General features: G+C 65.9%; 19 protein-coding genes and 1 tRNA gene. 11 read left to right on the plus strand and 9 right to left on the minus strand.

Features of this window, described 5'->3' with window-relative positions:
• Positions 1-18 precede the first annotated feature (18 nt).
• Positions 19-1,026 (plus strand): ligase-associated DNA damage response exonuclease, encoded by a 1,008-nt coding sequence (locus AC1DPX_RS00855; RefSeq protein ID WP_477233928.1) that lies wholly within the window; start codon positions 19-21, stop codon positions 1,024-1,026.
• Positions 1,027-1,031: 5 nt separating this feature from the next.
• Here AC1DPX_RS00855 and AC1DPX_RS00860 read toward each other — a convergent pair whose 3' ends face one another.
• The gene (locus AC1DPX_RS00860; protein ID WP_477233930.1) at positions 1,032-1,232 is read right to left on the minus strand and encodes a hypothetical protein; all 201 of its coding nucleotides are present in this window, start codon (positions 1,230-1,232) and stop codon (positions 1,032-1,034) included.
• 215 nt (positions 1,233-1,447) lie between these two features.
• Between AC1DPX_RS00860 and AC1DPX_RS00865 the strand changes: the two genes are divergently transcribed.
• Positions 1,448-3,049, plus strand: coding sequence for a cisplatin damage response ATP-dependent DNA ligase (locus tag AC1DPX_RS00865; protein WP_477233932.1), 1,602 nt, complete (start codon positions 1,448-1,450; stop codon positions 3,047-3,049).
• A gap of 4 nt (positions 3,050-3,053) precedes the next feature.
• On the opposite strand, the gene AC1DPX_RS00870 is transcribed toward AC1DPX_RS00865, so the two are convergent.
• Positions 3,054-4,199 (minus strand): hypothetical protein, encoded by a 1,146-nt coding sequence (locus AC1DPX_RS00870; protein WP_477233934.1) that lies wholly within the window; start codon positions 4,197-4,199, stop codon positions 3,054-3,056.
• A gap of 289 nt (positions 4,200-4,488) precedes the next feature.
• Between AC1DPX_RS00870 and AC1DPX_RS00875 the strand changes: the two genes are divergently transcribed.
• From AC1DPX_RS00875 to AC1DPX_RS00915, 9 genes are all read left to right on the plus strand, one after another.
• A tRNA-Thr gene (locus AC1DPX_RS00875) sits at positions 4,489-4,564 on the plus strand.
• A gap of 136 nt (positions 4,565-4,700) precedes the next feature.
• Positions 4,701-4,889, plus strand: a complete 189-nt coding sequence (locus AC1DPX_RS00880) for a YodC family protein (protein ID WP_019863018.1) — start codon at positions 4,701-4,703, stop codon at positions 4,887-4,889.
• Positions 4,890-5,104: 215 nt separating this feature from the next.
• Complete coding sequence (locus tag AC1DPX_RS00885; protein ID WP_477233936.1) at positions 5,105-5,548, plus strand: EF-hand domain-containing protein; 444 nt, start codon at positions 5,105-5,107, stop codon at positions 5,546-5,548.
• Positions 5,549-5,593: 45 nt separating this feature from the next.
• Entirely contained in the window at positions 5,594-6,130 is a 537-nt protein-coding gene (locus tag AC1DPX_RS00890; protein ID WP_477233938.1) for an RNA polymerase sigma factor, read from the plus strand.
• Between the two features lie 119 nt (positions 6,131-6,249).
• Positions 6,250-6,696 carry a hypothetical protein gene (locus AC1DPX_RS00895; RefSeq protein ID WP_477233940.1) on the plus strand — a complete coding sequence of 149 codons (447 nt, stop codon included), beginning with the start codon at positions 6,250-6,252 and terminating at the stop codon, positions 6,694-6,696.
• Positions 6,693-7,148 carry a periplasmic heavy metal sensor gene (locus tag AC1DPX_RS00900; protein WP_477233942.1) on the plus strand — a complete coding sequence of 152 codons (456 nt, stop codon included), beginning with the start codon at positions 6,693-6,695 and terminating at the stop codon, positions 7,146-7,148. The genes AC1DPX_RS00895 and AC1DPX_RS00900 overlap by 4 nt, the downstream gene beginning before the upstream one ends.
• A 109-nt stretch (positions 7,149-7,257) precedes the next feature.
• Positions 7,258-7,533 carry a GCG_CRPN prefix-to-repeats domain-containing protein gene (locus tag AC1DPX_RS00905; protein ID WP_477233944.1) on the plus strand — a complete coding sequence of 92 codons (276 nt, stop codon included), beginning with the start codon at positions 7,258-7,260 and terminating at the stop codon, positions 7,531-7,533.
• 164 nt (positions 7,534-7,697) lie between these two features.
• Positions 7,698-9,155 (plus strand): DUF1800 domain-containing protein, encoded by a 1,458-nt coding sequence (locus AC1DPX_RS00910; protein ID WP_477233946.1) that lies wholly within the window; start codon positions 7,698-7,700, stop codon positions 9,153-9,155.
• A 46-nt stretch (positions 9,156-9,201) separates the two neighbouring features.
• The gene (locus tag AC1DPX_RS00915; protein WP_477233948.1) at positions 9,202-10,434 is read left to right on the plus strand and encodes a DUF1501 domain-containing protein; all 1,233 of its coding nucleotides are present in this window, start codon (positions 9,202-9,204) and stop codon (positions 10,432-10,434) included.
• A 73-nt stretch (positions 10,435-10,507) separates the two neighbouring features.
• On the opposite strand, the gene AC1DPX_RS00920 is transcribed toward AC1DPX_RS00915, so the two are convergent.
• The 7 genes from AC1DPX_RS00920 to AC1DPX_RS00950 all read right to left on the minus strand — a co-directional run bounded on the left by AC1DPX_RS00920 (position 10,508) and on the right by AC1DPX_RS00950 (position 21,267).
• The gene (locus AC1DPX_RS00920; protein ID WP_446721201.1) at positions 10,508-10,762 is read right to left on the minus strand and encodes a GCG_CRPN prefix-to-repeats domain-containing protein; all 255 of its coding nucleotides are present in this window, start codon (positions 10,760-10,762) and stop codon (positions 10,508-10,510) included.
• Positions 10,763-10,918: 156 nt separating this feature from the next.
• On the minus strand, positions 10,919-14,320 hold the full coding sequence (locus AC1DPX_RS00925) for an acyl-[ACP]--phospholipid O-acyltransferase (RefSeq protein WP_477233950.1): 3,402 nt from the start codon (positions 14,318-14,320) through the stop codon (positions 10,919-10,921).
• Positions 14,321-14,610: 290 nt separating this feature from the next.
• Entirely contained in the window at positions 14,611-16,173 is a 1,563-nt protein-coding gene (locus tag AC1DPX_RS00930) for an indolepyruvate oxidoreductase subunit beta family protein (RefSeq protein WP_477233952.1), read from the minus strand.
• Positions 16,166-18,319, minus strand: coding sequence for a thiamine pyrophosphate-dependent enzyme (locus tag AC1DPX_RS00935; protein WP_477233954.1), 2,154 nt, complete (start codon positions 18,317-18,319; stop codon positions 16,166-16,168). The genes AC1DPX_RS00930 and AC1DPX_RS00935 overlap by 8 nt, the downstream gene beginning before the upstream one ends.
• A gap of 43 nt (positions 18,320-18,362) precedes the next feature.
• On the minus strand, positions 18,363-18,845 hold the full coding sequence (locus AC1DPX_RS00940) for a MarR family winged helix-turn-helix transcriptional regulator (RefSeq protein WP_202356394.1): 483 nt from the start codon (positions 18,843-18,845) through the stop codon (positions 18,363-18,365).
• Positions 18,845-20,416, minus strand: coding sequence for a phytoene desaturase family protein (locus tag AC1DPX_RS00945; RefSeq protein ID WP_477233956.1), 1,572 nt, complete (start codon positions 20,414-20,416; stop codon positions 18,845-18,847). Before AC1DPX_RS00945 ends, AC1DPX_RS00940 begins: the two co-directional genes overlap by 1 nt.
• 59 nt (positions 20,417-20,475) lie before the next feature.
• Entirely contained in the window at positions 20,476-21,267 is a 792-nt protein-coding gene (locus tag AC1DPX_RS00950; protein ID WP_202356396.1) for a cyclase family protein, read from the minus strand.
• Positions 21,268-21,341 lie beyond the last annotated feature (74 nt).

Here is a 21,341-nt window from a genome sequence, read left to right on the forward strand (position 1 = left end):
TATCCTATCTTGGGAACCATGCGCGCCAGCGACCTGCTTCACCCCCGGCCCGAGGGCCTTTACTGCCCGCCGGGCGATTTCTTCATCGACCCTGTGCGGCCCGTGAACCGGGCGCTGATCACGCACGGCCATTCAGACCATGCGCGTTCCGGCCACCGCTCGGTGCTGGCGACGCGGCAGACGCTCGACATTATGGGCCTGCGCTATGGCGAGGACTTTGCCGGAACGACCCAGGCCGCACGGCTCGGCGAGACGATCGCGCTTGGCGGCGTCAGCGTCAGCTTCCATCCGGCCGGCCATGTGCTGGGCTCAGCGCAGATATCGGTCGAGCATCAGGGCATGCGCATCGTCGCCTCCGGCGACTACAAGAGGCGCAGGGACGCGACCTGCGCGCCGTTCGAGCCGATCCGCTGCGACGTGTTCATCACCGAGGCGACATTCGGCCTGCCGGTATTCCGCCACCCGCCCGACACGGAAGAGATCGCGCGCCTGCTGAAGTCGGCGGCGCAGTTTCCCGAACGCTCGCATCTGGTCGGCGCCTATGCGCTGGGCAAGGCGCAGCGAGTGATGCGGCTGCTGCGCGATGCCGGCTACGACAGGCCGCTCTACATCCATGGCGCGCTGGCCAGGCTCAGCGAGTACTATCAGAGCCAGGGCATCGACCTAGGTATCCTCGAACCGGCAACGGTCGAGGGCGGCAAGGATGACTTCACCGGCGCCATCGTCGTCGGCCCGCCATCGGCCTTCGCCGACCGCTGGGCGCGGCGCTTTCCCGATCCGATCTCATGTTTCGCGTCGGGCTGGATGCGCATCCGCCAGCGCGCCAAGCAAGGCGGCGTCGAGCTGCCGCTGATCATCTCGGACCATGCCGACTGGGACGAACTCATCGCCACCATCAAGGAGACCGGCGCCGAGGAAATCTGGGTGACGCACGGTCGCGAGGAAGCCCTGGTGCGCTGGTGCGAACTGGAAGGCATTGCCGCGCGGCCGCTGCATCTGGTGGGCTATGAGGATGAAGGCGATTGACCCGGCTAGTTTGCTTCCGTCACCTTCACCCGCGTGATGATGGATTTCTCATAGAAGATATCCACCTCGGTATACTGTCCTTTCCTGGCAGGCTTCCGGTATGCCACCTTCCGGTAGGCGACATCGTCGGTGCCAACGTCGCCTTTTTTTACGATCGTCAGATCGAGCATCAGAATTGCCGGATTGATACCTTGTGGAACCGTCATTTTCAGTTTCGGAACCAGATTTCATGCTCTTGTTTCGACTTCGCCTGTGACATGAATCGCCGGCGATGCTCCCGGCATAACATTGATCCAGGCTTTCCATTTGCGATTTGCAGGCGCTGCCATGTTTTTACCTCCCAGGTTAAAGACACGCGGTATCATATCTTATCGAGACCTCGACCGCGAGATGTTGCGTTAACTGGTGATTTGATTTTCTCATGAACCGCTTCGCCGAACTTCTCGACCGCCTGGTGCTGACGCCGTCGCGCAACGGCAAGCTGACGCTGCTGGTCGACTATTTCCGAACCGTCGAGGATCCGGACCGCGGGTTGGCGCTGGCCGCCATCACCGGTGACCTTACAATAGCCGCGGTCAAGCCGGCGATGCTGCGCATGCTGGTCACCGAACGCATGGACCCGGTGCTGTTCGGCTATTCCTACGACTATGTCGGCGACCTCGCCGAGACCGTGTCACTGGTCTGGCCGCAGACGCCGGGCAAGATCCCCAACCGCGAGCCGACGCTCGGCGAGGTCGTGGCAAAACTGCAGGCGGCAAGCCGCTCCGACGGGCCGAAGGTGCTGACGAGCCTGCTGGACAGCGCCGGCATCTCGGCGCGCTTCGCCATCATCAAGCTGGTCACCGGCGGCCTGCGCATCGGCGTCTCGGCACGGCTGGCCAAACAGGCGCTGGCGGATTTCGGCAAGGTCGAGGTCGCCGAGATCGAGGAGCTCTGGCACGGGCTGTCGCCGCCCTACACGGCGCTGTTCGCCTGGCTGGAAGGCAAGGCCGAAAAACCCCGGAATACGGCATTGGCGCTGTTCCGCCCGGTGATGCTGTCGAACCCGGTTGGCGACGGCGATCTCGAAAAACTCGATCCGGCGGATTACGCGGCCGAATGGAAATGGGACGGCATCCGCGTCCAGGCGGCGGCGGAAGGCGGCATCCGCCGGCTCTATTCGCGCACCGGCGACGATGTCTCCGGCGCCTTCCCCGACCTTGCCGACGCCATGCATTTTTCGGCGACGCTGGACGGCGAGTTGCTGGTCGGCGACCCGCGGGAGGCGACGGGAACCTTCTCGGACCTGCAGCAGCGGCTGAACCGCAAGACGGTGACGCCGAAGATGCAGCAGCAATATCCGGCCTTCATGCGCTGCTACGACCTGCTTCAGCTCGGCGACGAAGACCTTCGCTCATTGCCGTTCCGCGAGCGGCGTGGCCGCCTCGAAGCTTTCGTGAAAACGCTCGACCCCAGCCGTTTCGACCTGTCGCCCTTCGTCGCCTTCGCGGACTGGCAGATGCTGGAAGAACTGCGTCGCGCGCCGCCGCACCCGATCATCGAGGGCGTGATGCTGAAGCGCTGGGATTCGCCCTATGTCGCCGGACGGCCGAAAGGCCCGTGGTTCAAATGGAAGCGCGATCCGCACACGGTGGACGCGGTGCTGATGTATGCCCAGCGCGGCCATGGCAAGCGCTCGAGTTTTTACTCCGACTACACGTTCGGCGTCTGGTCCGGCGGCGAGGGCGAGGAGGAACTCGTGCCGGTCGGCAAGGCCTATTTCGGCTTCACCGACGAGGAACTGAAGCAGATCGACAAATATGTCAGGGACAACACGGTCGAGCGTTTCGGGCCGGTGCGGTCGGTGCGGGCCGACCGCGACAATGGGCTGGTGCTGGAAGTCGCCTTCGAGGGGCTCAACCGCTCGACGCGGCACAAATCCGGCGTCGCCATGCGCTTTCCCCGCATTTCACGGCTGCGCTGGGACAAGCCGGCCAACGAGGCCGACCGCATCGAGACGCTGCAGGCATTGCTCGATCGCTAAAATCCTACTGCTCGATCGAGACGCGGATCTCGTAGATGTCGACCGCCTTGCCCTGCTTGTCGAAATCGGAATTGACGGCGATGGTTCCGGCCGAGCCCGGATGCTTGGCGGGGAACTGCACGTCGAACAGATATTCGTTGCGCTGCTGGCCGACCGCGTAGCGCTTGCGGCCGCAGTCGCCGAGTTCGCCGAAATTGCAGTCGACCGAGATCTGCGTGTCCTTGCCGTCCTCGGCACGCGCGATGATGTCGAACACGGCGTGCTTGCCGGCGAGCTTCTCCAGCACGCCCTGCCCGACATCGAAGGCGATCGCCGAACCGGAGGGGCCGGACTGGATGCGCAGGAACGACCCGGTGTCGTCCTTCATCACCGAGGCCTTGGCGTCCGACGGGGCGGCGACATGTGTCGGGTCTGCCGGCGAGAACACATTGATCCAGTTGCGCGACTGGTCCGCCGCACCAGGCTTGGCCGGCGCGTTGGCGCCGTCGGCCGGGGTGAAATCGTCGTCCTCGACGGTTGGCGGCGCTTCGGGCGGCGCCGTGTCGAGTTGCGCCGCCGTCTTGAACACGCCGGTCTGGAAGGCGAAGAAACCGCCGATGCCGATCGCCGCAAGCAGGGTCACGGTGAAGAAGATGGCGGTCAGCGGCAGGCGGCGCCCGCGAATGCGCCGTTCATCGCGATCGGGCGCCACTTCCGTGGCGACACCCGAAGCAGCGGGAGCGGACATGTCTATGGCCGGCACGCCGGGAAGGGTCGCGTCCGGCATGATATCGGGGACGACCGGCAGCACGCGCGAGCGCGGCGCATCGGAGGCGGGCTGCGCGGGGCCGTCGACGGTGACGGCGGGCGATGGCGCCTTGTCGCCGATCTCGATGGCGGGCGCCGCGATGACCGCGGGCTCGGCCGCCGGTGCGTCGACCTCCAGGCCCACATCCGGCACCGCCGGCAGGAACTCCGATTCGATTTCGGTGATCGTCGCCTGGATCGCCTTGCGGCGCTTGATGGCGACCTCCACGGTCACGCCGGGATTGGCCTGGAGCGCACGGTCGAGCGCGGCAAAGGCCGACCGATAGACCTTCTCGCGGAACGCGCGGTCCTCGGCATTGCCCTTTTCCAAGGCGTTCCGGATCGCTTTTTCGATCGCGTCCACGCGGGATCCCTCTGCAAATTGCCCCAATCTTCCCTGATGGTTAGCGGTAGGCGACCAATCAATCAACGGGCGGGCGGCCGCATTCTGCCTCGACGGGCCATCCAAAGTCCATCTTGGCGGTATTCCGGCAAACAAAATCGGCTCAGGCCGGGGATTCTCGCACGCCGGGCTGCGCGAACCCTTGTTTCGATCGCGGCGGGCGCCTGTGCATGATTTGGCAAGTGGCATCTTGAATTCGCGGCCGGTTGAGTCTATCACCCAGCCCATCTTGGAGGCGTCGGCCTCCCGGGCCGCTTTAGCTCAGTTGGTAGAGCACATCATTCGTAATGATGGGGTCAGGTGTTCGAGTCACCTAAGCGGCACCATTTTTTCCCCTCCCGTCGTCCTCTCATATGCGCCTGCACCACCTGTGCAGGGGATCCCGCCAAGCCCTCCATATCCACCATTGTCGCGACTCGTCTTTGGTGGGAAACTCGTGGGCCTCAGCATGGGAGGTCCAAAATGCCCAACACTTTCAAGACCGGAGACGTCGTCAAGCTGAAGTCGGGAGGGCCGAAGATGACGGTCAGCGACGGCGCCGCTTCCGGCATGTATCTGTGCCACTGGTTCAACCGCGAGGGCGATGTCTGGATCCCGCAGCATGCGGGATTCAAACCGGACCAACTGGTGGCGGCCGACCCATCGGCATAGCTCCTGCCCGTTCGCCAAGGGCGGTGGCCGGCCGGCGTGGATGACGCCGGACGGGATGTCATGGCCGCCGCTTTCAGCACCTGCACGGGGGTGGCATCGCCGAATCGAATGATCGGCACAGGCGACCGACGGAATTCTCGCGTCACGGCGTTTAACGGTTGAAGCGTGACCACGGCTAGGGCCGTGGCCGACGCGCCAACCGGAGACGCCTAAGCATGATAAGCCGTTCGATCCTTGCCGCTGCCTTGAGCCTGCTGACCGTTGCGGCCCTCGCCCAGACGGCGACGCAGCCTCCGGCCGCCACACCTCCGGGCGCCACGCCGCCGGCCGCCGCCCCCGGCACGCCAAAGGTCAGGTCCGACATCACGCTGGCCAAGTTCCAGAAGCGGCGGGAGAAGGCGATCATGGCCGCCGACACGGATGGCGACGGCAAGATCAGCCTGCTCGAGTGGGAGGCCTTCCAGGCCAAGCGCAACATCAAGGGCGATGCCGCCAAATCCTTCGCGCGCATCGATTCCAATCATGACGGCTTTATCGACCGCGCCGAGCTCGATGCGTTCTTCGCCAAGCGCTTTGCCAGGCTGGACAAGAATGGCGACGGCGTTCTGACGGCCGACGAGATGCCAGGCCACAAATCCGCTCCCAAGCCGGAGCAATGACCAAGAGGCCATGACGCGTGATGGATATCGGGAGTGCGCCAGCCCATGAGCGCCGATCCGGACGAGGAGCTGGTTCGCCGGGTCGGGGCCGGCGACCCGGCGGCCGTGCAGACGCTCGTTGCGCGCAAACTGCCGCGCATCCTTTCGCTTGCTGTGCGCATGCTGGGCGACGCGGCGGAGGCCGAGGACGTCGCGCAGGAGACTTTCGTGCGCATCTGGCGCCACGCCTCAAGCTGGCGGCGCGGCAATGCACGCTTCGACAGCTGGATCCACCGGGTGACGCTCAACCTCTGCTACGACCGGCTGCGCCGGCGCCGCGAGGTGGTGACCGACGATTTGCCGGACATGGCCGACCCCGCCCCGCTTCCCGATGCTCGCGAAGAGCCGCACCGTGTCGAGCAGGCCTTGCAGGCAATCGCGCCACGCCAGCGCGAGGCGATCATCCTGGTCTACTATCAGGAGATGTCCAACATCGAGGCGGCCGCGACCCTGGAGGTCAGCGTCGATGCGCTGGAGAGCCTGCTCTCGCGCGGCCGGCGGGCCTTGCAGATGATATTGGCCAGGGATGGCGTCCATGACTGAGAGAAGCGCGGCCATGAATGGCGGACATTCACCGCGCCTCGCGGGCGACCGGGGGGGACCGGTTTTTATCGTTTCCAACCCGCGTGGGCACGCGGCACCAAGGGGCAAGGGGAAGACCGATGGCTGAAGAAATCGAGGACGGGCCGGCAATGGATGCCAGGCGTTTCGCGGCGCTTACGGAGGCCTATGGCGGCGATCCTCGACGCTGGCCGCAAGCGGAGCGCGAGGCCGCCGCTGCCTTTGCTTCAAGCGAGACGGGCCAGGCCATTTCACGAAACGCCGGCGCGCTTGACGCCCTGCTCGACAGCTACAGCATCCGGCACCCCGGCAAGGCGCTGCACGACACGATCCTGCGGACCGCCGACCGGTACGTCGTCCGGCGCCGGCATCAGCGCTTCTGGTGGCTGGGGCTGGGGCTTGCCGGCATTGGGCTCGCCGGCGCCATCGCCGGGCTGGCCCTGGTGACCGTCGTCACGCCCGAAGTCCAGCCCGACCATTATGTGCTCGATGCCAATGCGACGGCGTTCGGCGATGCCGGGCCCGACACGATCGAGGAAGACCTATGAGCACCGGCCGCAATCTCCTCATCGCCTCGGTGGTGCTGAACGTCTTCCTGGCCGGTGCGCTTGCCGGCGGGGCCGTCTGGATAAAAAGCGGCAAGCCGGCGCAGGGCACTTCGCTGGAGGCGGCCGGCGGCCGGCTTCCGGACCAGCAGCGCACGCTGTTCCGCAAGGCACTGCGCGAAGTCCGCCGCGAGTCGCGCGATATCATCCTCGACGGCCAGCAGGCCAGGCGCGACGCGGCGGATCTGCTGCGGCAGCCCGTCCTCGACACGGCTGCCCTGGCGATCGCCCTGGAGCGGGCCCGCAATGCCGACGTCACCGTGCGCTCGCGGCTGGAGCAGCGCATCATCGAGTTCGCGGCGGCAGGCTCCGCCGAGGATCGCAGCGTGCTGGCGGAAGGCCTCTCGAGGCGCGCCGGGCCGCAGCCGTCGACACCGCCAAAAAAATCGCCGTGACGACCGACGGAAAATGCCGACGGCGCCCGTTTAACGAGATGAAGGGCAAGGCCTGCCGGGCCATCCGGCGCCGACAGGTTTCAACCTCGGATAACTTCGGAGCATGGTCATGAACTATCTGACAAAATACGCAGCCACCGCCGCTCTCGCGATGACCGGAACGGTTGCTACGGTTGCGGCATCCTCGGCGATGCCGCTGGCGCCGCTTGCCGCGCCGGCGGTGGTCGAGCACGTCGCCTGGGGTTGCGGGCCTGGCTGGCATCCCAATCCCTGGGGGCGCTGCGTGCCCAATCGCGTGGTCGTCTACCCCGGTTACTACTGGCACCGCCCGGCTTTCTACGGGTGGCATCCGCACCGTCACTGGCACCGCTGGCATCGCTGGTAAGGGTCTTTCGGGGCCGACAACTTGAGTCGGCCCCACGATCTCATTGAACAGGGACGAAACGGCTCGAACGGACTTCCGGCGCCGCGCGCGGGAAGCCCAAGCAATGGAGAGCTGACTTGGCTATCCCGGCCTCCAATTCCCCGCCAGACCCAGTGCCAGACCCAGTGCTTGTCGCTTTCAACCGCTTCGGGCTCGGGGCAAGGCCCGGCGACCGCGACAAGGTGGCCCACGATCCGCGAGGCTATCTGAAGGCGGAACTGCGGCAGCCCGACATCGCCCTGATCGCGCTCGACGATCCGGCCTATGCGAGCCTGCCGGGCAGCACGCCGGCCATCCAGGCCAGCATGGCGGCAAACCTCCAACGCAAGCTCGACCGCGAGCAAAAGGCCGCGGCGGCACAGCCGACAATGGCGCGCGCCGAGCCCATGCCTGGCCAGGCCACGCCGGCCCCAATTGCGCCTGCCCAACCCACGCCGCCGCCCATGGCCCCGGCAAAGCCCGTGCCGCCAATCGAGGCCACGCTGTTTCGCGCCGAAGCCCAGGCGCGCTTCGACAAGGCGTTGCGGGCCGAGGCCGGCTTTGTCGAACGCCTCGTCTATTTCTGGTCGAACCATTTCTGCGTCTCCGTGGCGAAGGACAATATCGTGCGGGCGAGCGCCGGCGCCTTCGAACGGGAAGCCATCCGCCCCTTCGTGCTCGGCCGTTTCGCCGACATACTGATGGCGGTGGAGCGGCATCCGGCGATGCTGTTCTATCTCGACAACCAGCACTCGGTCGGCCCCGACTCGCGCGCCGGCAGGAACCGCCAGCGCGGCCTGAACGAGAACCTCGCCCGCGAGATCATGGAACTGCATACGCTGGGCGTCGGCAGCGGCTATACCCAGGCCGACGTCACCAGTTTCGCGCGCATCCTGACCGGCTGGACGATGGCCGGGCGCGAAGGACGGCTGGGCGAACCCGGCACTTCCGTCTTCAACCCCAACGCCCATGAGCCGGGCGACGCGGTGCTGCTGGGCAAGACCTATCCGGCCGGCGGCATGGGCCAGGCAGAGGCGGCGCTCAACGACATCGCCAGCCACCCGGCGACGGCACAGCACATCGCCACGGAACTTGCCCGCCATTTCATTGCTGATGACCCGCCGCCCGCGGCGGTCGCGCGCCTGGCCAAGGTCTTCGCCAAGAGCGACGGCAACCTCCGGGCACTGGCGGCGGCCCTGATCGACATGCCGGAGGCCTGGTCGACGCCGCTGGCCAAGATGCGTTCGCCCTTCGACTACATCGCCGCCATCCGCCGGGCGGCCGGCCCGGGTCCGGCGAACGATCCCGGCCAGACGCTCAACTGGCTCAACGCGCTGGGCGAGCCGCTCTGGCAGCCGCCGGGGCCGAACGGCTTTTCCGACCAGGCGGACAGCTGGGCCTCTGCCGAAGGCATGAAGATCCGCCTCGACATCGCCTGGCAGGCGGCCCGCCAGGTCAAGGATATCGGCAATCCCAACGACATGCTCGACGCCGTCATCGGTCCCTCGGCCTCGCCGGAGACGCGCCAAGCGGTCGCCCGCGCCGAGTCCAAGCAGCAAGGCCTGGCGCTGCTTTTGATGGCGCCCGAATTCCAGCGACGATAGCGCGAGCGGCGGGTCCGGCGCCGACAACTCCCATGGAGACCAAGTCATGAGCCTGCTGTGTGAAACCCCCTCCCGACGCGCCGTGCTGATGACCGGCGGCGCGCTGTTTGCCTGGGCCTATCTGCCGCGCTTCGCCCGCGCCGCCGACAATCGCGATCCGCGCCTGATCGTCATCGTGCTGCGCGGCGCGCTCGATGGCCTGTCGGCGGTCGGTCCGGTCGGCGATCCCGACTATGCCGGCCTGCATGGCGACATCGCCTTGTCGCTCACCGGTCCGCATCCGGCGCTGCCGCTCGATGGTTTCTTCGCGGTCAATCCGGCAATGCCGGTCTTCGCCAGACTGTTCAAGGCAAGCCAAGCCGCGGTGGTGCATGCGGCCGCGACAGGCTATCGCGAACGCTCGCATTTCGACGGCCAGGACGTGCTGGAAAGCGGTTTCGCCGGCCCGGGCCATGTCGCCACGGGGTGGCTCAACCGGGCGCTGGAGAGCCTGCCGGCGGGCGACCGCGTGGCGACGCTTGGCGGCTTGGCCGTCGGACCGTCGACGCCGCTGGTGATCCGAGGTGCCGCCCCCGTGCTCGGCTGGGCGCCGCAATCACTGCCGGCACCGGCGAGCGACCTCGCAACGCGGGTTCTCGACCTTTACCAGCATCGCGACCCTGTGCTGGCGGTGGCCCTGCAAAAGGGCCTCGATGCCGACCGGATGGCGCTCGACGACCAGATGGGCGCCAATGCTATGAAGCCGAAGGGCGGCCTCGACAGCGCCGCCGGCATGCGGCAGGCCGCGCAAGGTGCGGCCAGGCTGATCGCGGCGGATGACGGGCCGCGCGTTGCGGCGCTCGCCTTCGACGGCTGGGACACGCATGTCAACGAAGGCGGCGCGACCGGCCGGCTCGCCACGCTGCTCGGCGGCCTCGACGGCGCCTTCGAGGAGTTCGAGAAGGGTCTCGGCGAGCGCTGGAAGGACACGGCGGTCGTCGCCATCACCGAGTTCGGGCGCACGGCACGGATCAACGGCACGGTCGGCACCGATCACGGCACCGGCACGGTGGTGCTGCTGGCCGGCGGCGCGATCAAGGGCGGCCGCGTCATCGCAGACTGGCCGGGATTGAAGCCGGCCCAGCTCTACGAACAGCGCGACCTTGCCCCGACCAGCGATGTCAGGGCGGTGCTGAAGGGCGTGCTCGCCGACCAGTTCGGCCTGTCTGCCACCGTGCTCGGCGACAAGGTGTTTCCGGAGTCCGCGGCGGTGAAGCCGATGCGCGATCTCGTCGCGTAAAAAGCCTGATGGCGTCACAAGGGACGCCATCTTTGGCGAAAAGGAGCAGGCTCCGCGTCGATCCGCTCAGCGATCACCAGCGGTGGTGCCAGCGGTGGTAGTGGTGGTAGCGCCAATGACCCGGCCTGACCACTATCACACGACGATGGTTGGGCACGCAATTTCCCCACCGGTTCAGGTGCCAGCCGGGGCCGCATCTCCAGCCGACGCTTTCGATTGGCGACGGAGCGGCGCTGGGCTTTGCCATGGGCAGAGCCTGCGAGCCGACACTCGACAGCAGTAGCGTGCCTGCGGCGGTAGCAATCGGCAGAATGTATCTGAGCATGATTGTGTCCTCCATGGTTGATATTCCCGAGGACAACATACCACCCACCCGGCTGAATGCCGGATGGGTGGCCCTATCACATATTCGTTAGCCTAGCGGGCGGAGCGCTCGCCAATCGACGCCGCGACTTTCGGCGAGGCATCGGCTCGCTGCCCATGATCAGGCGGCCTCGACCTTGATGACCGTCGCGTCCCGCACCAGTTTGGTCACGCCGGCGAAGTCGAGCTTGCCGGAACCGAGCACCGGCACTTTCGGGACGACGCGCACTTCGGCGGGCACCATCAGGTCCATGGCGCCATTGGCCTTGGCGAAGGCCAGGAACTCCGCGCGTGTGGCGCCGGGAGCCTCGGTGATGAGAATGAGCTTCTCGCCCTTGCGCGCATCCGGCACCGAAGCGACCGCCGACAATGTGCCTTTCCACATTTCACCCGCCAGAGCCTCGACGGCGGCGAGCGAGATCATCTCGCCGCCGATCTTGGCGAAACGCTTGGCCCGGCCGCGAATGGTGATGAAGCCGCCGTCGTCGACCGAGACGACGTCGCCGGTGTCATGCCAGCCGTCCTCCAACGGCTCCAGCACACCGGGCTTCTCGGCGCGCAGATAGCCCGACATGACATTCGGGCCGCGCACGTAGAGACGTCCGCCTTCATCGACGCCGGGTACCGGATCCAGGCGGTATTCCATGCCGGGCATGATTTTGCCGACGCTGCCGGACTTGTTGTACATCGGCGTGTTGATGGCGATCACCGGCGCCGCTTCGGTCACGCCGTAGCCCTCGAGGATACGCACGCCGAACTTTTCCATATAGGTCATGCGTGTCGCTGCCTTGACCGGTTCGGCCCCGGCAAAACAATAGCGTATCGAACGGAAGTCGTAGGGGTGCGCAGTGCGCGCATAGCCGCTGAGGAACGTATCGGTGCCGAAGATGATCGTCGCGTTGGACGCGTAGATCAGTTCCGGCACGATGCGGTAGTGCAGCGGCGACGGGTAGAAATACACCGGCACGCCCGAGATCAGCGGCAGCACCGTGCCGGCCGTCATGCCGAAGGAATGGAAGATCGGCAATACGTTGAACACCTTGTCGCCAGAGTGGAAGTCGATGCGCGAGGCCGCCTGCGCGGCATTGGCCAGGATGTTGCGGTGGGTGAGCACGACGCCCTTCGGCGTGCCTTCCGAGCCGGAGGTGAACAGGATCACCGCCGGATCGTCAGCCTTGCGGGGTGCGCGCGGCGTCGACTTGCGCAACAGGCCGAGCAGCTTGTCCCTGAGGCCGATGGTCTTGCGCAGATCGTCGAGCCAGACGATGTCGACCGAGCGGCCGATCTCCTCGACCACCGCACCAAGCTTGGCCTGCTCGACGAAGGCGCGCGAGGTGAGCACGGTGCGCACTTCTGCGGCCTTGCAGGCGGACAGAATGTTGGCGGCACCCGCGGTGAAGTTGATCATCGCCGGCACCTTGCCGGCCGACATGACGCCAAGCAGCGTCGCGCAGGAGCCGTTGGCGTTGGGCAGCATGATGCCGAGCGTCTGCTGGTCGGCATAAAGGTTCTGGAATTTCTCACCGAGCACGGCGGCCGCCGTCAGCAGCTTGCCATAGCTCAGCGAGCCGGTGACCGGATCCTGCACGGCGAGCCGTTTCATGCCGCGTTCATTCGCCGTCAGGATGATCTTTTCCAGCACCGTCCTGTCGATGTCCTGGGTGCGGAAGACGAGATCCGACATGACCTGGTAGAGGGCGGCACCCGCCGCGGCGCGGCGCTGGCGGCCCTTCAGTTCCGGCGGCACTTGCAGCTTGACCGGTTCCAGTATGGTCACCTTGACCTTCGGGAACAGGCGGCGGCGCACATGCTGCGACGTCAGCCGCGAGAACGGGCTTTTCTCCAGCCCGTCGATGCGGATCGGCACGACCATCGAGCCGGTCTTGTCCGCCACCATGGCGGCACCGTCATAGACCTTCATCAGCCCGCCGGTGACGGTGATGCGGCCTTCGGGGAAGATGACCAGCGGATCGCCGCCGTGCACGATCTTGATCAGCGTGCGGGTCGACATCGGCTTGGCCGGGTTGAGCGGCAAAGCGCGGGCAAGCTTCATGAACGGCTTCATCCACCAGGCCTGGGCGATGGTGTAGTCGATGGCGAAGACCGGCTCCTCATCGGTCAGCGTCAGTGCCAGCGGACCGTCGAGGAAGCTGACATGGTTGAGCGCCAGGATCGGCGCCTTGCCGGCCGCCTTGAGGTTCTCCATGCCCTCGACCTCCAGGCGCAGGAAGGCGCGGAACAGGATGGAGACGAAGTCGCGGAAGGCGTTGGTCGGCAGGAATTTCAGCATCAGCCAGGCGGCGATAGCGTTGGCCAAGGCGAGGCCGAACAGGATGCCGCCGGTGGAGACTTTCGTCTGGATCACGGCGACAACAATACCGCCGACCGTCATGAAGCCGGCATTGACGATGCTGACGGCGGCGACGACGCGGGCGCGGCGCGCTTCCGGCGACCAGGCCTGCACGGCGGCGAAGGTCGGCACCACGAGGAAGGCGCTGGCGATGGCCATGGCGGCGAGGTCGATCGCCACACGAATCGTGTTTGGCCCGGCGAAGAACAGCGCAAGTGATTGCGCCTTCGGCGAAGGCTGCATGCTCCAGACGGCCCAGGCCAAATGCAGGCCGAACAGCGCCAGCAGCGCCGTTCCGACCGGCGCGGGCAGAAGCACGATGCGGCCCTGCGACATCCATGCGGCAATCGCCGAACCGATGGCGATCGCGACGGCAAACACCGCGAGATAGACGGTGACGGCGATCTCGTCGCCGCCGAGCGAATCCTTGATCAAGGTCGGCAGAATCGAGAGCACGATGGCGCCGATCAGCCAGAACCACGAGGTCATCAGGCCGGCGCGCCAGATGCGCATATCGGTGCGCAATTCGCTGACCTGGCGCCAGGTCGAGCGGAAGATGTTCTTGTCGATGGCAAGGTTGGGCGCCGCCGAACCGGTGGGCGGAATGTAGCGGCTTACGAACCAGCAGCCGACGGCGAGGGCCATCATGATCGGGCCGAACACCATGACGCCAATGCCGTCGGCCGAGACGACGCCGCCGGCGATCGTGCCGCCGAGGATGGCGGCAAACGTGGCCGACTCGATCCAGGCGTTTGCCTTGGGCAGTTCCTTGCGCTCGAGATGGTCGGGCAGGATGCCGTATTTGATCGGCCCGAACAGCGCCGAGATGATGCCGAACATCAGCAGCGCCGTCATCAGCACCGGGATCGAAGACAGCGCGATGCCGGCGACGGAGACCGCCGCCGCGGCGATCTCGGCGAATTTCAGCCGCCGGGCGATCAGGGCCTTGTCGAAACGGTCGGCGATCTCGCCGCCAAGCGCCGACAAGAGCAGGAAGGGCGCCATGAAGACGGCGCCGGCGAGCGTGACCAGCGAGGCCGCTTGGTCGGCGGCCAGCGTGAAGAGGATCAGGAACACCAGTGTGTTCTTGAGGAAATTGTCGTTGAAAGCGGACAGAAACTGCGTCCAGAACAGAGGCGCAAAGCGCCGGGACAACATCAGATGCGTGTTCATGGCGATTTCCATTTGGCGGAACCCTGCGGCTGTGTGCCGAAAGGCCCTGCAGGTTGCAGGCGCTGTTTCGATCTCAGTGATAGTCCTGAGCTGGTTAAACTTCCTTGCTGCGCTTGATGTCCATATCGTGGCTTTGGGTTCGCCAGAAATGAACATCGTTCACAAACGCACCCTACCACGTTTTGAACATTGTTCAAGAGAAAAATGAACGGCGTTCACCGCAGCTGAAAAACAGAGCCGGCGGTCTGTGGAGTCTGTCAGGATTAGGGCACCTCAGTGGTGGGACTGGGTCAGAGCGTCGCCACGGTCTTCAGCGCGCCGTCGAGCATGTCGCCCTTTTCGTCCTTCAGCGCCGCCTCGCGCAGGCGGCGGATCCAGTCGGCGGCATCGTCGCGGCCCTTGAGCATGGGAAGCGCCGACAGCACGCGGTCGAATTTCGATTGCGCGCGGACATGGGTGTCGCTGTAGCCCTTGATCAACCGGCGGCAGTTGAGGATCTCGACGGCGAGCGCGTAGTCCTGGGGCACATGCGCGAGCGCCAGCGCGTACCAGCGATCGAGATGCGCGGTCTCGACCTTGTGGCGCAGCAGACGGCGGCGCCAGCGGCGCAGGCCGCCGATGAACCACAAAGCCGCGAAGCCGGCAAAGCTGTCGGTGCGGATGCGGCGGCCATGGTTGATGCGGCGGTCGAGGAAGGCGGCAAGCTTCGGCCGGCTCTCGATATAGCTGCCCAACCCCGCCGGCATCGTGCCGCAGAACTCCTCGATGCGGGGATGGAAATATTCGGTCACCTGCAGGATCGAGCCATCCTTGACGCCGACCTCCTTGCGCACGCGCCTGTCACGCGTCGAGCGTGTCTTCAGGTCGGCGACGCGGATCATGTCGTCGTAGCAGAGCGCGTTGGCGAGATGCTTGGCGGCGGCGATGGACAGCGCATGGGCGTGCTCGGCGCCATCCAGCGCGACGGCCTTGTCCAGCCGGTCGAGATACTCGCGCCCATAGGCGATGTCCTGATAGTCGACGACCTTTTTCAGGCCCCGCAGCGCCATGTCGCGCACCGCCGCGGGCATCAGGTCGATACGGGCGGCGAGCGCCTGCCAGCCCTGCAGCAGGTTCTGCGGGCCGGTGACGCGCCCCGCACCCAGGGCGGATTCGACAATCTCCGGCTCCGCCGGCTTTGGCGCCGGCGCGGCCGTGCCGCGCGCGCGGTCATAGGCAGCGCCAAAGGCGGCGAGGCTAGCCTTGACGCCACGGCCGCCGGCACCGATCGCCTGCTCGTAGCTTTCGCGCGTGAACGGCAGCGCATCCGATCCGGCCAGCGCGCCGAGCAGGCTGGCCGAGATCATCGAGCCGTTGTCAGCGGCGATCTTCTCCATGTCGAAGGCGATGACGCGCTTCGACGCGGCTTCCGCCGTCGCATGCACCTTGGAGGACGAGGCCCGGCCGTCGCCCGGCTCGATCTTTTCCGACACCGCGGCGATGCGGTGCGAGGAGGCAATCAGCGTCGTGCGTTCCGGCGTGACGAAGCCACGGATGATGGCGCGGCCGGCTTCCATCAATTCGGCGGCGATCAGTATGTCGACATCGCCTTGCGAGGGCGACAGCGCGAAGACCGGAAGCCGGCCGGTGTCGCGGGCCATCTCGACATAATAGATTGTCGCGCCGGTGCGCTGGGCGACGCCGGCGACCGAGGTCGATTGCGCGACATAGCCATTGCGCTCGGCAACGTCGGTGATCCAGTCGGCCAGTACGCCGCCGCCCTGACCGCCGACCGCCAGCACGGCGAGCTTGATGACACGCTCGTCATCCTGGGCGCCGGCCTTGGCGCGGAGTGGGGGGACGGCGTCAAGCATCGGCGAAGGTCAGGCGCCGGCTTTCGCGGCGGCGTTGCAACAGGCTGATGGTGGCGCGGCGCGTGGATTCCAGGAAACGGTCCCAGCGGCTCGGATTGTGCACGACATCGGCGCGGTAGAAGGACGGGCAGAGCACCGCCGCATCGGCGACCTCGCCGCAATTGCCGCAGCCGACGCAGCTCTGGTCGATGGATGCCACCGGATCGTCGCGCAGCGGATCGTCGAGCGACTTCACCGACAGCGACGGACAGCCAGACAGCCGCATGCAGGCATGGTCGCCTGTGCAGATGTCCTCGTCGACACCGAATTTCGGTTTGACCACGCGCTCGCCGCCCTTGATCGCCTTGTCGACCAGCGGCTTTTCGCGGCGCTGGCGGTTGAGCATGCATTCGGACGAGGCGACGATGACCTTCGGCCCCTTCTCCTCCGTCGTTAGCGCTTCGCGCAGCGTGTCCTGCATCTTGCCGACATCGTAGGTGCGGTCGACATGGCGCAGCCATTTGACGCCCATGCCCTTCACCGCCTCGGTGATCGGATGCTTGGTCGACTTGGTCTTGTTGCCGGCGCGCGACGACAGGATGTCCTGCCCACCGGTCGCGGCCGAGTAGAAATTGTCGACGATGACGATGACGCCGTCATTCTTGTTGAACACCGCATTGCCGATCGAGGAGGTCAGGCCGTTGTGCCAGAAGCCGCCATCGCCGACGAAGGAGATCGAGCGGCGCTTGGCGTCGGGCGAATTGAACGCCGAGGCCGAGGCCGGGCCGAGACCATAGCCCATGGTTGTCGCGCCGAGTTCGAAGGGCGGCATGATCGAGAACAAATGGCAGCCGATGTCGGAGGCGATATGGTGCTTGCCGAGTTCCCGCTCGACCAGCTTCGTCGCTGCAAAGATCGGCCGTTCCGGACAGCCGACGCAGAACCCAGGCGGACGGCCCGGCACGACATTGATCAGGTCGGCCGTATCGACGCCGTCGCCGACCTTGTTGGGGGCGCGCACTTCGCCCGGCAAGAGATGCGGCGCTTCGGCGCGCAGGAAGGTGCCGATGCCGTCGAGCATGACCTGGCCGGTATATTCGCCGGCCATCGGCAGATATTCCTTGCCGACCAGCCTGGTGCCACGCCCGGCCTTGTGCAGCATGGCGGCAAAGGCCTGTTCGATGTAGTTGGGCTGGCCTTCCTCGACGACCAGCACCGACTGCTTGCCCTCGCAGAAGGACAGGAACTCGTCATCGATCAAGGGATAGACGGCGTTGAGCACATAGAGCGGCACGTCGGTCTCGCCATAGGTGTCGGCGAGGCCGAGACGCTGCAAGGCGCGGATCACGGAATTGTACATGCCGCCCTGCATGACGATGCCGACCGAGCCATGATCCGAACCGAAGAATTCGTTGATCTTGTTCTTGGCGATGAAGTCGACCGCCGCCGGCCAGCGTTTTTGCACCTTCTCCTTCTCGTGCAGGAAGGAGGCGGGCGGCAGCACGATGCGGCCAGTGTCGCGGCGCGGCGCGTCCAGCGCATCGGCGACCGTCATCGGCGGACGCTTGTTGTCCTTGGCGATGAAGTGGCCGTGCACATGGCAGCAGCGGATGCGCACCTGCAGCATGACCGGGGTGTTGGAGATTTCCGAGAGCTCGAAGCCGTCCTCCACCGCCTTGACGATCGACGGCAAATTGGGGCGTGGGTCGAGCAGCCAGACCTGGCTCTTCATGGCGAAGGCATGGCTGCGCTCCTGCATGATCGAGGAACCCTCGCCATAATCCTCGCCGACGATGATCAGCGCGCCGCCGGTAACGCCGCCGGAGGCAAGGTTGGCGAGCGCATCGGAGGCGACATTGGTGCCGACAGTCGACTTGAAGGTGGCGGCACCACGAATGGGATAGTGCACCGAGGCGGCCAGCATGGCGGTGGCTGTCGCTTCCGACGCGCTCGCCTCGAAATGCACGCCGAGCTCGCCCAGAATGTCCTGCGCGTCGGCCAGCACGTCCATCAGATGGCTGATCGGCGCGCCCTGATAGCCGCCGACATAGCCGACGCCGCATTGCAGCAGCGCCTTGGTGATGGCGAGGATGCCCTCGCCGGCGAATTCCTCGCCGGCGCCAAGCCTGAGTTTCTCGACTTCCTTGGCAAAAGACCGTTCGGCCATTTTTCCAACCTTCCGTTGCCGCCGAAATTGGCAGCGCGTACATCTAGATGTCGTGCTTGCGAATGTTCTTGAGCATCTTCAAAAGCGTGGCGATGAGTGCCGCATATTCGGCGTCGTCGATATCGTCGAACATCGCCTCGAAGGCGTCATGCATGGCCGGCCAGGCGCGGGTGAACTCGGCGCGGCCCTCGTCGGTCAGGAAGACATGGCGGATGCGGCTGTCGGTAACGCCCTGCTCGCGACGCACGAAGCCCTGCCCCTCCAGCGTGTCGAGCGTGCGGCTCAAGGTCGACTGCTCGATGACCGTGTAGACCGAGAGATCGTTGACGGTGACGCCGTCGGTGACCGACAGCACGGCCAGCGTGCGCACCTGCGGAATGGTCAGGCCCTGCTTGCGGAAATCATCGCGCAAGGTGGCGTTGTAGCGGCCCATGATGCGGTTCATCAGATAGGGCGCGAATTGCTGCAGGCCGATCTGCCCGAGGGTCGAAATGCGCTGGCGCTTTTCCGTGATCTTCTGTTCCATCACAGCCTCCCCGCCAGCAGAAAGCCGGAGCCGCCGCCGAGACCCGCGCCCGGATGGGTGGAGGCGCCGATATGGTAGAGGTTCTTGATGCCGGTCTGGTGGTTGCGGCTGGTCTTGAACGGCCGCCACAGGAAGGACTGGTCGATGGTCGACGAGCCGCCATAGGGATCGCCGCCGACCAGGTTGATGTTCATCGCCTCGAGATCGGCCGGCGAATAGGCGCGGCGTGCGATCACGCTGTCCTTGAAGCCGTCGATATGGCTGGCGAGGATGGCTTCGGCGCGGTCGGCATAGGCCTCGCGCAGCGCTTCAGTCCATTGTCCGTCAGCCGGCGCCTGCAGCTTGCCGGCGGCATCGCCCTTGATGTGGCGGGGCGCCTCGGGCAGTTGCAGCCAGAGGATCGCCTTGCCTTGCGGACAGCGCGACGGGTCGAGCGCGTGCGGCTGGCCGACGCAGATGGTCGGCACTTCCGGCAGCATGCCGCGCGCCGCCTCGTTGCAGGCTTTCGAGACGCCATCGAGCCCAGGCGTCAGATGCAGCAGCGCCACCTTGTCCAGCCCTTCGCCACGCCATGCCGGCGGTTTGTCCAGTGCATAGTGGATCTGGAAATTGCCCTTGCCGTAGCGATATTGCCGCGTCGCCTCGACATCGTTCTTGGGCGCATCCGCGCCGAGCAGGCGGCCATAAAGCTGCGTCGGCGTGACCGAGCAGATGACGCTCTTGTTCGCCGCGATGGTTTCGCCCGAGGCGAGCCGCACGCCGGTCGCGCGGCCACCGGTCTGGACGATTGAGGCGACATCGGCACCGGTGCGGATCTCGCCGCCACGTTCCCGGATCAGGGCCTCGAAGGCCGACAGCAGGTTCTTCGCCCCGCCCTTGACGATCGGAGCGCCTGCGGCCTCCAGCGCGAAGGCGATCACCTTGGCGATCTGGCCGGAGAAGGCATCTTCCGGCCCAAGACCGGCATGCAGCACCCAGGGCGCCCAGAGCGCGCGGATGGTCTCGGACTGGTAGGTGCTTTCCAGCCAGCCGCGTGCCGGCGCCAGCGCCTCGCCGAGAAAGGCGGCAAGGCCGCGCGGGCCGCGCCGCCAGGCATCGCCGGCCAGCAGCTTGGCTGTCGGATAAGACCACAGGCTGCCGCCGAGCAGGCCGAAAAGCAGGCCGGCATTGCGCTCGATGCCACCGACATCGTCGGCATGCCGGCTGCCGTCGCCGGCAGCGATCGCGTTGAGCGCCGCGACATTGGCGGCGCGGTCGGTGCTGAGCACGGCATGGCTGCCGTCCGGCCGCAACACGCCCGTCGGCGTGCCGGTGTGGCAGAACTCCAGCCCGTGCCGGGCGAGGTCGCCGCCCAATGCGGCAAAGGCCGGCGAGGTGATGAACAGCACGAAGGTCGTCGCCATCACGTCATGGATGAAGCCGGGTGCGGTGATCTCCTCGGTGCGCATGCAGCCGCCGATACGGTCATTGCGCTCCAGCACGAGCACACGCGCCCCTTTGCCGCCGAGCATCGCCGCGCAGACCAGCGCATTGATGCCGCTGCCGACGATGATGTGATCGGGCGCTTTCATTGGCGGTTGCTCTCGACCGTCGGGCCTGTGCGCATGATCTTCTCCCGAAGACCCTCGCTTTATTTTCCCGACACCAGCGCCAGTGCGCGGATCGGGCTGCCGGTGCCGTGCTCGATCTTCAGCGGCGCCGCGATCAGGATGGCTCCTTTCGGCGGCAGCTGGTCGAGGTTGCAGAGGCTGGCAAGGCCGTAGCGATTGGCCTTGTGCATCAGCGTGTGCGCCGGGAATGGCGGCTCCATGCCGCCCGCCTTGCCGGCGTCGGTACCGATCGTCTCCGAGCCCCACCCCTTGATGTCCTTGGCTATCAGATACTGGATGGCTTCGGCAGTCGGGCCGGGCGTGTGCGGGCCGGTTTCGTTGGCGTTGAGGAATTCGGCTTCCGAACCATTGCGCTTGTACCAGTCGGTGCGCATCACCACCCACTCGCCTGGGTTGATGGCGCCATGCTTGGCTTCCCACGCCTTGATGTGGTCGACGGTGAGCAGGAAATCGTGATCGGCGGCGGCCTCCTTGGAGCAGTCGATGACATTGACCGGGCCAACGAAATTCTGCGCCGGAATGGTGTCGGTGGCGCCGTCCGGATAGTCCTTGCCGGTGATCCAGTGCTGCGGCGCATCGAAATGCGTGCCCGAATGCTCGCCGAGCTTCAGCCAGTTCCACGCCCACCACGGACCATTCTTGTCGTATTTCGAGATCTGATGAATCTCGACCTTCGGCGTGTCGACGGCAAGCTCCGGCGGCAGCTTGATCAGCGGCGTGTCCGGCCCGAGCTGCGCGGAGAGGTCAACCACCTTGATGGCGCCTGACAGCAACTGGCCAGCGACTTCGCCGAGGAGTTTTTGGGTGTCCATGGTCTGAAGTTCCCTCTTTCTAGTGATGATCAAGGCTCGTCTCGGCCCTTAATATCCTACTAGACGAAAACATA

Source organism: Mesorhizobium sp. 01N446, from assembly GCF_056399285.1.